The organism is Streptococcus parasanguinis (genome assembly GCF_015556095.1).
GTDB lineage: Bacteria > Bacillota > Bacilli > Lactobacillales > Streptococcaceae > Streptococcus > Streptococcus parasanguinis_Q.
Window position 1 is genome coordinate 503,501 of record NZ_JADNLT010000001.1, and the last position, 12,403, is coordinate 515,903.

Annotated in this window: 10 protein-coding genes; all 10 read right to left on the reverse strand. The window is 43.3% G+C overall.

Translation table 11 applies throughout. From position 1 onward, the window contains the following. On the reverse strand, nucleotides 1-3,967 hold a 3,967-nt coding region (locus I2E70_RS02520; protein WP_195423271.1), incomplete at its 3' end, for a CshA/CshB family fibrillar adhesin-related protein. A gap of 203 nt (nucleotides 3,968-4,170) precedes the next feature. Next, nucleotides 4,171-5,010: a thymidylate synthase gene (locus I2E70_RS02525; RefSeq protein WP_195423273.1), complete on the reverse strand. Its 840-nt coding sequence runs from the start codon at nucleotides 5,008-5,010 to the stop codon at nucleotides 4,171-4,173. 90 nt (nucleotides 5,011-5,100) lie between these two features. Next, a complete protein-coding gene (locus I2E70_RS02530) occupies nucleotides 5,101-6,060 on the reverse strand; it encodes an ROK family glucokinase (protein WP_195423275.1) in 960 nt (319 codons plus the stop codon). An 86-nt stretch (nucleotides 6,061-6,146) separates the two neighbouring features. Continuing rightward, nucleotides 6,147-6,665: a hypothetical protein gene (locus I2E70_RS02535; RefSeq protein WP_024055631.1), complete on the reverse strand. Its 519-nt coding sequence runs from the start codon at nucleotides 6,663-6,665 to the stop codon at nucleotides 6,147-6,149. 9 nt (nucleotides 6,666-6,674) lie between these two features. Next, nucleotides 6,675-8,543 (reverse strand): ABC-F family ATP-binding cassette domain-containing protein, encoded by a 1,869-nt coding sequence (locus tag I2E70_RS02540; RefSeq protein ID WP_195423277.1) that lies wholly within the window; start codon nucleotides 8,541-8,543, stop codon nucleotides 6,675-6,677. Next, on the reverse strand, nucleotides 8,540-9,751 hold the full coding sequence (locus I2E70_RS02545; protein WP_195423279.1) for a CCA tRNA nucleotidyltransferase: 1,212 nt from the start codon (nucleotides 9,749-9,751) through the stop codon (nucleotides 8,540-8,542). Before I2E70_RS02545 ends, I2E70_RS02540 begins: the two co-directional genes overlap by 4 nt. Then, nucleotides 9,748-10,515 carry a 4-hydroxy-tetrahydrodipicolinate reductase gene (gene dapB / locus I2E70_RS02550; protein WP_070662249.1) on the reverse strand — a complete coding sequence of 256 codons (768 nt, stop codon included), beginning with the start codon at nucleotides 10,513-10,515 and terminating at the stop codon, nucleotides 9,748-9,750. The genes I2E70_RS02545 and dapB overlap by 4 nt, the downstream gene beginning before the upstream one ends. A 10-nt stretch (nucleotides 10,516-10,525) precedes the next feature. Beyond that, complete coding sequence (locus I2E70_RS02555; RefSeq protein WP_070662252.1) at nucleotides 10,526-11,374, reverse strand: DegV family protein; 849 nt, start codon at nucleotides 11,372-11,374, stop codon at nucleotides 10,526-10,528. A gap of 3 nt (nucleotides 11,375-11,377) precedes the next feature. After that, nucleotides 11,378-11,752 carry a DUF1149 family protein gene (locus I2E70_RS02560; protein WP_003001888.1) on the reverse strand — a complete coding sequence of 125 codons (375 nt, stop codon included), beginning with the start codon at nucleotides 11,750-11,752 and terminating at the stop codon, nucleotides 11,378-11,380. Nucleotides 11,753-11,953: 201 nt separating this feature from the next. Continuing rightward, nucleotides 11,954-12,394, reverse strand: coding sequence for a hypothetical protein (locus I2E70_RS02565; protein ID WP_070662255.1), 441 nt, complete (start codon nucleotides 12,392-12,394; stop codon nucleotides 11,954-11,956). Nucleotides 12,395-12,403: the final 9 nt, after the last annotated feature.

Sequence of the window (12,403 nt, forward strand, 5' to 3'; positions counted from 1 at the left end):
CTGGTAATACTGTTGGTGTGTAAGTCGCAGATGCTTTGGTTCCGTTCTTATCTTCGCGGACAACGGTCACGGCTGGTGCAGTTCCGACAAATGATTTTTCTGGTACAAATGTAACAGTACCGTCTGCTGCTACTGTGTAAGTACCAACACCTTCAACGGTCTTAGTTGTTGAGCCGTCGTCGAATTTTGCTGGAACGTCTTCATTGATTTCAACAGTCTTTTCAACGCCATCAACCGTTACAGTTCCACCTTTGAATTCAGGTTTACCTGTTTGAGTGGCACCTTGGATATCTTCTGTTTCAGCTGGTGTTGCTGTTGGTGTTACTGGAACGATTTCAGGCGTGTAAGTTGTGTCCACCTTGATACCGTTTGAGCTTTCAGCTTGAACCTTGGCTGGTGTGACTGCACCAGTGTATGATTTATCAGTCGGTGTGAAAGTTACTTGACCATTTGCTGGATCAATAGAGAAAGTACCAATTTCAGTTGAACCATCTTCAGCAAAGGCTGGTGTGCTTGAAACTTCGTTACCATCTTTATCTAGCAATGTGTAGCTATTGTCTTTAATGGTAATAGCTTTATCTTCACCATTTACTTGAACAGTTGTTCCTGCAAAGGTTGGTGTACCGGTTTGAGTTGCACCTTGGATATCTTTTGAAGTTGCAGGGTTTGCAGTTGGAACTGCTGGCACAACCGTTGGTGTGTAGGTTGCATCTGAAGTAATGGTTGCAGTCTTACCATTAGCATTTGTAATAGTAGCAGTTGCCTGAACAGTTACTCCTTTTGCAGTACCAACAAAGTCTTTTTCAGGTGTGAAGGTCACCGCTCCTGTAGTAGGATCGATAGTATAGCTACCTTCACCTGCTACTGTCACTGTTGTTTCATCAGTTGGTTGACCAGTTGCTGGATCCACCAATTTCTTGCTAGTGATTTCAGCAGTCTTTTCGTTACTCAAATCAAAGGTTGGTGTTTGGGTTTGAGGAACATTTTGAACATCCGCAGAAACCTTGTCTGTTGGAGTGATGGTAATTGGAGTTACAGTTGGAGTGTACTTAGCCGTAGCTGTCTTAATGTACTCCTCTTGAACCTTACCATTTTTATTGCGTCCAACTGGCGCTGACAATGTAACATCCACACCTTTGGCTGTACCAGTAAAGCTTGGTTCTGGAGTGAAGGTTACTTCACCTGTTGTAGGATTAATTGTGTATGTTCCTTCCCCTTCAACTGTTACAGATGGCGCATCAGTAGTAAGACCTGTAGCTGGGTCTACCAACTTAGCAGGATAGTCTGCGCTTGGAGTGATCGCAATTTTATCACCATTTAAGTTAGTAGCAGTTGTATTAAAGGTAGGTGTTTCTTTTTGAGTTGCCCCTTGAACATCAGTCGAAGTTTTGTCAACCCCTTCGATTTCAATCGGAGTGACTGTTGGAACGTATTGACCATCCATAGTATTCAACTGACCATCAATGTTTGGTTCTTGGTCTGGGAATTTGGTTGACCAACCAGTATCGTAACCGTTGTTATCTGAACGACGGATAGAAATACCATCAGCTGTTCCTAGGAAGTTATCTTCTGGGATAAACTCAACGTCTACATCTTTACCGTTGGCAGTAATCTTATACTTCCCTTGACCTGGGACAACATAGTAACCATCTGCATCAAGAGTTGCGCGGTTGCCATCTTTATCAACGATGTATGGTTCTACTGTCTCGTCGATGACTGCATGAGAGTTAGGTTCATACTTGTGCTCTCCACGTGCTGTAAAGGTTACAGTTGCTGTTTGTTTAGTAGCTTGAGGACCAGAAGTTTCCTTGAATTCCCCTTTTGGTGGGTGGGTGATTTGAGTCTTGAAGTCTTCTACTTCCCCTGAGAAGGCCATACCCGTTGGGCTTTCAATCTCAGTAGCTTTCTTAGCAATACGGACACGAGCACCTAGTTCGTTAACGCTTGGATCGACGTAAGTCTTGCTGTTTGCAAAGGTCAACTCAACAGTGCCATCTTGTGTGATTGTAGCGAGATTTGAGCGTTCATCCTCATCGAATTTACCATTTTGGTTAAAGTCTACCCAACCATAGATATGTGCTTCTGAAGCTCCATCCAAATGGGCTTGAACTGACATTTTGTAGTTACCTGGGCGTGTACGATCCATCTTGATCATCTCATTGGTTGTCCCTTTGAGTTCATCTGGAAGCAGTTGGTTAATTCCTTCATCGGCCGTAGTTGCCTTATCATCACCGAACCAGTCGAGAGTCGTGTTTTCATCCATATCAGGACTCACGTTACCAAGATACGGTTGATTTACTTTAGCTCCAGTAACACCGTCAACAGTTGCAATGGTATGGACTGCCTTACCATATGACTCAGGAGCATCCCCTTCATCAAGTGGGAAGAATCCTAGCATTGCTGACTGTTTACCAGCTGAAGCGATATAAAGTCCCACTTCAGATGCTCCACGCGTCATCACGAGTGGAACAGTATAATTACCTTCAGAAATGTTTGGTCCAAAGACACCAGTCCCAAGACCACCAGTTACTTGGTCAGGATTTCCGAAATATTTCCAAGCTACTGGTTTCTTTTCTGGTCCAACTTGAGTAGAATCACGAAGTTGTCTTAGGTTAATGTTATTATATTTAGGTTTAGGCCCCAAAAGGTTATCTGTATCTTGTGGTTGATAAGGTACAGAGGTGGCTGGTCTAGTATTTTTCTTCCATTCCCCAAGGTGTTGCCAACCTCCTCCATTGGTAGTGAACATAACAAATTCACCAGGGTTAGCAGATTCCCCATCAGCCATAACAATAGCTGGCTTAACTGTCTTGCCACGGAAGGTTGCAGAGATTTCAAACTGAACTCCAATATTTCCACCATTCATAGCTGAACCCATGGTAGTCTTCTTGGCTTTCGTATCAACGTTTTCATGTCTAACTTCAGTCCAACTATTTTGAGCATCAGCGACAACGTCGGCTTCCATGCCATCGTTAAAAGCTTTTTTAGCCCCTGTTGAAGTAACACCCTTTACATATCCATTTTTTGCATTTGGATCATAGGTTGCTTTTTCAGCTTCTGTAGCCCCTTGCTCTTCCATACGCTTTTTATAGATTTCAGTCGCTTGGAAAGGTTTCAAGGATTTGACTTTTACAGTGACTACATAGCCAGGCATGATTTCCTTGGTATAGGTAGCGCCAACTTGAAGAGCTAATTTTTCTTCTAAATCTTTATTAGGAAAAGCGTCATTTTTAGGAACGATGACTGTTTTTGCACCTGTCCAGTTGGCTACATCTCCAAAGTCCAACCATGTAATCTGGCTAGTCATAGATTTGGCATCAAGATCTGTTGTAAAGCCAGGCTTTTCAACTTTTGGAGTTGAAGTTGCGTCTTCAACGTCATCCCCGATTAAGCTTGGATCATTGGCATCACCCAATGCACGGCGATTACGTTTTTTACCAGAAGTTTGGGCTGTCTCTTCCGTTGTTACAGTATTATTTGCTGTTACACCTTGTCCAGCTGAAAGAGTTGGTGCTTCTTTTTTATCTGGAGATGTTGAAGCAGCTGCCACATTATTTTCTGGCGTAGTTGCTTCTAATTTTGGTGTTGCAGCTGTTGATGTAGCTGTAGCAGTTGATGTTGCTGAAGCTGCTGTACTTGTGCTACTTGCTTCACTAGTTGAAGCAGGGGCTGTTGAAGTTGCTGCTGCAGTAACAGCCGGGCTTGCTTCATATGTTGTCGCTGCTGTGCTAGTTGTTTCAGCTGTTGATGCTGCTGAAGTTGCTGTGGCTGTTGATAAAGCTGGCGCTTCTGACGCTGTTGCAACTGCTGCTACACTTTCACTGGTAGTATCTGTATTTTCTTCTGCGGCTGCACTTGCGGCTGTACCAACCATGACAAGTGTTCCCAATAGTACTGAGCAAACACCCACATTCAATTTACGAATTGAGAATCTGCTAATACGATCATTAAATAAGTCTTTCCCCATCTAATGGACCTCCATATTTATCTATAAATTAACATTCTTTTTAAAATTGTTTAGTTTTTACAAACCTTATCTGTTTTAACAAAATCCGAACGATTTTCAAAACATTTTGACTCAAAAATGAGTAAAAATTTTTAGCTATAATTGTTTTAATTCTAAAAGGATTTTACCAATAGAACCGGGCATCAAAAACCCTTGATTTATCACTAAATCGCAAGATCAAACTTCAATTGTGGCTTCACTGGATCGTAATCGACTAGTTCAAAATCTTCTGGTTTGATGTCAAAGAAATTGGTTCCATCTGGTACATTCAAAACCAAGTGTGGCTGACAATCTGAAGGCTCCCGGCGGAGTAACTCTTCAGCCTGTTCAAATTGATTATCATAGATATGAAGGTTATTAATGAAGTAAAAGAACTTTCCGACCTTCCAGCCAAAGTGCTTGGCAATCATCATCTGAAGAGCTACATATTGCATGGCATTGATATGGTGGGCTACCAACATATCATTTGAACGCTGGGTCAGGGTCGCATCTAGATAGATCTCTCCATCAACCCGACGCACGTCAAACATGGTCTGAAAAGCACATGGCAAGAGTCCGTCGGTCTCCTCAAAGGCATCATAATCCCAGAGCGAGATGATGTTGCGGCGATTCCAAGGATTGGCTTCTAATTGTTTGAGGATTTTATTGGTAATGTCATGCCTTTTGACCACAGCACCATAGCGCTGACCGATAGTACGACTATCCCCTACTTCCCAGTCATTCCAGTAGTGGACATTGTACTTGTCTTCTAACAGGTCTAAGCTATTCGACTGATCCTGGTAGATCCAGAGCATCTCTTTGATGGCTGATTTAATCGCGATGGGACGAAGGGTCGTGATAGGAAACTCGCCTTTTGAGAGGTCAAACTCCATAAAGGCTCCTGTGATGTACTTGGAGTTGGCCGTTCTGCCATCCTTGTACTTAGGACGCGCCTGCTCTGACCAGACCCCTTCTTCCATGATTTTTCGAATATTTTCTTTAAAAATTGTATCTGCTTTTGTCATATACTCTCCTTGAATCCAGTTTTGTCTTCATTATATCACAGGACACAGAAAAAAAGGAGATCCTAGCACGAGCCAGATCTCCTTTTCATCTTATTGTAATACAAGGGATGCAGCACCGATAACACCGGCGTCATTTCCCAAAGTAGCAAGCGCCAATTGAGTAGATTCACGTACTTGTGGGAATGAGTTTTCTTCAAAGACCTTGCGCACGCCGTCCAAGAGGAAGTCTCCAGCAGCGGAAACCCCACCACCGATAACAATCTTAGATGGGTTCAAGGTTGAACCGATGTTGGCAGCAGCAAGTCCAAGGTAACGTGAGAAGTTCTTGTAGACGATCAAAGCAAGAGCATCGCCTTCTTTTGCCAGGTCAAAGACCGTTTTAGCCGTTACTTCTTCTCCGTTGTCAATCAAGACTTTCAATTGAGAGTCCCCTTCGTACTCATCGGAATAACGACGAGTGAGGTTAACGATCCCAGTTGCTGAGGCAACCGTTTCAAGACAGCCTTTTTTACCACAGGTACATTGGATTGGATCATCAAAGTCAACCGTGATGTGACCAAGTTCCCCAGCAGCTCCACGTACACCGTGCAAGAGACGACCTTCAGCGACGATCCCACCGCCGACACCTGTACCAAGGGTCATGAAGACAACATCTGGTTGGTTTTCACCAGCCCCTTTCCAACGTTCACCCAAAGCAGCAACGTTGGCATCATTATCGATAAAGAATGGAATATGAAGGGCACTTTCGATCTTTTCTTTGACTGGTTGAAGGGTCTTCCAGTTCAAGTTGTAGGCCCCGATAACTGTACCTTTTTCACGGTCAACGACACCAGGTGAACCCATTCCAATTCCTTGGAACTCAGAAGCATCAAGCCCAAGCATCTTCAAACGATGCGCGATGGATTCGATCATATCATCTACGATATGGCTACCTTCATCCAAGATATTTGTTTTAATGGACCATTTTTCTTGAACTTCTCCATCCAAAGTGAGGATGGCAAACTTAATTGAAGTTCCCCCAAGGTCAATACCGATAATTTTTTTAGACATCTGTAACTCCTTTCAAACTTGTAAACACTTACAGATCTATTATATCAGACTTTTTATCAAACGCAAAGGTTTGCACGTAACTTTTCTTAACTTTTTAACAAGAGACTAAAGGATTGAAATCCTAAAATGAGGAAAATCAAACCAATAATATTTAATAGAAAGACACTTATCGAGAGTGGACTAACGATTAAGAATAAGCCGATGAAGAGCTGTAGCAAGGCAAAGAAAATATAACGCTTGGACAGTTCTTCAACCTTCCTAGAGTAGAAATTGGCTTTTCGGAAGTTTAAAATCGAACGATAGATCAGCCAAATTCCTAAGGTAACTGGAAAGACAATCGGCAAGGTCTTGTAGCCATAAAGTAGTAAGTAGACCGCAAAAACCAAGGCGACCATACTGTGAAAGAGCTGTTGCTGCTGAATGATACCAGCTTGGCGCAATCGGTAATAGCGTGAAAAACGCGAAAGGGAGATTAAAAAGAAACCACAGGAAATCAACCAGCTAAATGAGCCAATATGCTCAATTGGATTGATAAACAAGACGATACCGATAATGGTAAAAATAGTGGCTGAAATCCCAAGGGATATCCGGTTCAATTGATTCATAGGGCCTCCTTATTCATCTAATTCACTCAGGTATTCATAACGATCGTACTTCTCAAGCAATCGCTCATTTTCCTGATCCAATTCCTTTTGAAGGGCTGACAATTTGCCAAAGTCAGAGCCGTTTTCATTCATCTCCACTTCAATCTCTGCGATCCGATTTTCAATGGCTTCGATATCTGCTTCAATGCTTGCCCACTCTTGCTTTTCCATATAGCTCATACGCTTCTTCTCTTCTTTTGGCTTGATAGGTTTCTCTTTTTCAACCTTGTGACTGGCCGTTACTTGAGCTGCTTCAAAGGCTTTTTCATCCAGGTAATCCGTATAATTGCCAAAGAACTCCCGAATGCCCCCATTTTCGAAAGCCAGGATCTTGCTTGCGACCTTGTCCAAGAAATAGCGGTCGTGGCTGACGGTAATGACTGGCCCACCAAAGTTTTGAAGGAAGTTTTCCAAAACTGTCAGGGTAGCGATATCCAAGTCATTGGTCGGCTCATCGAGGAGAAGCACATTGGGTTTTTCAATCAAGAGTTTTAAAAGAAAGAGGCGCTTCTTCTCACCACCGGAGAGTTTTTCAATCAAGGTTCCGTGCATGGAACGTGGGAAGAGAAATTGCTCTAAGAGATCTGCAATTGATGTCGTTCCAACGGTCGTCTTCACTTCCTCGGCAACTTCCTGGAGGAAATTAATCACGCGCTTGCTCTCATCCAACCCATCAATCTGTTGTGAGAAATAAGCCACCCGCACGGTTTCTCCGATAATGACTTGCCCAGACTGAGGCTGGAGTCGCTCAGCGATCAGATTAAGTAGGGTGGACTTGCCGACGCCATTATCCCCGACGATCCCAATGCGGTCTTTGTTTTGCACCAAGAGGTTAAAGTTCTTTAAAATCGGCTTGTTTTCAAAAGCAAAACTCACATCTTTAAACTCGATGACTTTCTTTCCGATTCGGCTAGTCTCAAAGTTCATCTCCAAATCCGTCTGGTTGCTTTGACCAGACAAGTCTTGCTTGAGATCATGGAATCGATTGATCCGTGCTTGTTGCTTGGTCGCACGCGCCTGAGGTTGACGCCGCATCCAGGTCAACTCCTGCTTATAGAGTTGCTGCTTCTTATGAAGAAGGGCCGCATCACGCTCATCCTGCTCAGCCTTTAAGCGGACATAATCCTGGTAATTGCCCTGATACTCGATTAAGCCAGCTCGATCCAACTCAAAGATCCGCGTCGAGATATTATCCAAGAAATAGCGATCGTGAGTAATAAAGAGCACGGTTTTCTTAGAGTTCTTCAAGAAATTGGTCAACCATTCGATGGTATCAATGTCTAGGTGGTTGGTCGGCTCATCTAGTAAGAGCAGGTCATGGTGAGACAGCAAAACTTGGGCCAGTTGCACCCGACGACGCAAGCCCCCAGATAGGTCCCCAACTTTGGCGTTCAAGTCTTCAATTCCAAGTTTGGAAAGGACTGTCTTGACCTGACTCTCGATTTCCCAAGCATTAAGCGAATCCATCTCCGCCATGATCTTTTCAAGACGGGCTTGGTTCTCTTCTCGGTAATCCGCCATCAAGTATTCATAATCGCGAATCAGCTGCATTTCACGCAAATCACTAGATAGCACCGTATCCAGAACCGTCTTTTGATCATCAAAATCAGGTTCCTGCGTCAAGTAGCCAATTGTATAATCACTCTTGGCAGAAAAAGGACTCACATCTCCATCAAAGCCAGAGCGACCTGACAACACATCTAACAGCGTGGTTTTTCCAGTCCCATTTACCCCGATCAATCCGATCCGATCCAAGTCGTGAATGATAAAGGAAATCTCACGAAAGACGGTCTTATCTCCGACAGATTTGGTTAATTTATCGACAATAAAATCGCTCATTTTTCCTCCTCTTTTGCTTGTTGGATATAGGCGATGATGGCTTCTTTCTCATTGGCCAGTTCCCCATCGACAATGGCATATTCAATTTTTGTCAAAATCTCTCCCAAGGCTGGACCTGGTTGAAAACCATAGTCTTTGATCAACATACCGCCATTGACCACTACTTCATGCTTATCATGAATGGTCAAGCTATCATAAACGCGCTCAATGGCCAAATAATCCACACTCAAGGCATACGCTTCCCGGAGCTCTTCAGCTAGTAGCAACAAACGCTTCTCATACTTGTAGCAGGCACGCTTGTCTAGACTTCCATTTTCTCGGAGCTTCAGAATCTCCACGATCTGCTCCACCGTCTTGGCAAAGTCTCTAGAGGTCTTCCATTTCTTAAAGAATTTTGGAATATCTTGAATCTCTAGTGCTAAGACCAGAGCAGCCCAGGCTTGCTCAGAAGTTGAAAAGGTATATTCCAACTCTATGTCAAACAAACGCTCGATCGCTGCTTTACGATCCTTCATCTCTGGCAGATAGTGATAGGCTCCACTGGCTAGCATAGCCTCCAAGCCCTGTCTCCAGTATGGAGAAAGCAAGAGTTTATCAAACTCGATGAAGGTACGCTCTACGGAAATCTTCTCTAGTAAGGGAGCACACTCCTTCATGGCATCAAAGGTCGCCTCTTCTAATTCAAAGCCGAGACTGGCTTGAAAACGAAATCCTCGCATGATCCGGAGTGCATCTTCGTTAAACCGTTCATGAGGAAGCCCAACGGCCCGAAGAACCTTGTTTTCTAAATCTTCTAGTCCATGAAAGAGGTCAACAATTTCTCCTTTTTCATTTAAGGCAAAGGCATTGACCGTAAAATCACGACGCTTGAGGTCTTCTTCAAGCGAGCGTACAAAAGACACGGAGCTCGGACGGCGATAATCGACATAGACATCCTCCGTCCGGAAGGTCGTAATTTCATATTCTTGACCATTTTCAAGAACTAAGACAGTCCCATGTTCGATACCGACGTCCACTGTGCGATCAAAAATCGCCTTGGTCTCTTCTGGGTAAGAGGAGGACGCGATATCGACATCGTGAATTGGACGATCCAAGAGGGCATCTCGGACAGATCCCCCAACAAAATAGGCCTCAAAACCAGCTGCTTTAATCTTCTCTAATATTGGTAAAGCCTCCTGAAACTCAGAAGGCATCTTTTCTAATCTCATAGTAAGTGTTCCAAACCATAGACAAGCTCATGACGCTTGACAACTTCTTTAATCCCTAGATTTACTCCTGTCATGAAGGAAACACGATCATAGGAATCATGACGGAGAGTCAACCCTTCGCCTTGGCTACCAAAAATCACCTCTTGATGAGCCACTAGGCCAGGCAATCGAACCGAATGGATGCGCATCCCTTCAAACTCTGCCCCTCTTGCTCCAGGCATCAACTCTTCTTCATCTGCTGCACCTTGCTGGATCTTATCGCGCTTCTCAGAGATCAACTCAGCGGTCTTAATCGCTGTTCCACTCGGTGCATCTTTTTTCTTATCGTGGTGCAATTCGATAATTTCTACATTCGGGAAATACTTGGCTGCTTGCGCTGCAAATTGCATCAAGAGCACGGCTCCAATGGCAAAGTTCGGAGCGATCAAGCCACCCAAGCCCTTTTCACGTGAAAGGTCTGTCAATTCTTGGATCTGATCAGGAGTGAAACCAGTCGTTCCCACAACAGGCGCAAAGCCATTTTCAATTGCAAAGCGAGTATTTTCGTAAGCAACCTTGGGCATGGTAAAGTCCACCCAAACATCTGCCTCTAGACCCGCGACATCTTCTTTGCGGTTAAAGACAGGGACTCCTACAACCTCTGTCTCATCAGTAAATGGATCGATCAAGCCAGCTAATTCTAACTCAGGATCTTCAGAAACCATCTTGTAGGCTGCTTGTCCCATTCTTCCCTTGAAACCTGCGATAATGACTTTAATGGACATAGAATTCTCCTTAAACGATAGGGATATACCCAACTGCTAAGCTATGGTCACCTAAGTGCGTCCCAATAACCCCTCCAAAAGTCGCAAAAGGAATGTCACCTTCCACTCCTTCTTCAATGAGCAGTTGGCGAAGTGCTTCTGCTTTTTCAGGGACATTGGCATGGATGACAAAGACTTGGTAATGACCATCTGCGATATCTGATACAACAATCTCTACCAAGCGTTTCATGGCTTTCTTTTCCGTCCGGACTTTCTCAAAGACCTCAATCACGCCTTCATCATTAAAATGAAGAATAGGCTTGATGCTCAAGAGGTTCCCAAGAATGGCAGCCCCATTTGACAGACGACCACCTTTAACCAAGTGGTTCAAATCATCCACCATGATATAGGCAGAGGTTCCATCAATCTGGTGTTGGACATTGGCAACAATCTCGTCGAAGGAACGGCCTTCACCAGCCCATTTCAAGCAGTCTTCTACCATCATCCCTAGAGGAGCACTGGTGATTTTTGAGTCCGGAAATTCGACGGTCAAGCCTTCAAATTCGTCCTTCAAATATTGGATATTTTGGTAGAAACCAGAAATACCAGATGACAAGAAAAGACCGATAGCATGTGTATAGCCCTTAGCTGTCAAACCAGATAAGACTTCTTCTAACTCTGCCACACTCGGTTGGCTAGTCTTTGGCAATTCCTTAGATGCAGCCATCTTTTGGTAGAACTCATCGTGTGTCAGGTTCTTCCCTTCAACATAAGACTCCCCATCGATATAGATCGGGATCTCTAAAATAAATAAGTCGTCGTGATGGAGTACGTCTTGCGTTAAATAGGCAGACGAATCCGTGATCACTGCTAATTTCATTGATTAAAACTCCAAATTAATACCCGGTAAATCGAGGGCAATTTCTGTGACTTCATAAGTCAAACGGTTGAGCATATTCAAGCAAGGGCGAGCCAATTCTTCCACTTCGTCTTTGCTGAATTCGCTTGGTTCATTGACATAACGACCAAACAAGTGGTTGATTTGAGTGATGGTTCCACTGATCACAAAACCGTCAAAAACGATCATGTAGCTCAAGATGACAATCAAGGAAGTCGTGTTTTGTTCTTGATCACGATTGATCAATTGAAAGTTTACATCTACTTTTGTTTCAGGGATGCCGTTTTCTTTTTCCCACTCAAAATTACGAGCGTCATAGTGGTATTGGCTGACAAATTCTTTTTCACGTTGAATATCCATTTTTATTCTCCTAAAAATATGCGATAGGCTTATTATATCATAATTCAGCTCAAGATACCAACGCCGAATGAGGTGATTTTTTCACTTGTACAAGAAGAAAAGCCCAGGGAAGTTTGGCCAGTCTTTAACTTGTTTTGCTCAATTCTTCGCTAACTCTTTTGTAAGGATCGAAAAAACAAGATAAAGACTTTTGAATGACGATTAGTCATAATAATACCAACCGCCATCCCTATAAATTCTTATGGGTTGCATCTCATAAATTCCAAATTCCTTTGGTGTGCTGGTAGCATTATCTAAAGAAAAGCCAACCATGAATTTCGTTTGTTCATTCTGATTCACCTTTCCTCGCAGTGTTAACATATAGCCACCTCCTTGTGGCGTACCATTTCCTATCTCATCCCATTGCGTTTCATCCCAAGCAATCTGGACAGATTCAACTTTAGGACTTAACGATTTTACAAAATCTTCAATTTCTTTCGCATGCTTCTTTACATCTTCTAACTGTTGTTCCTTAGGACTGACTTGATTCGCTTGATGACTACTAATTGAAAACAAGTTTGGATGTTGAGAACCGATAATTACCACTCCTGATAACGCAATTGCTGTAAATCCCAATATGAGAATTTTCTTCTTTTTTCTCATTGATCCTCC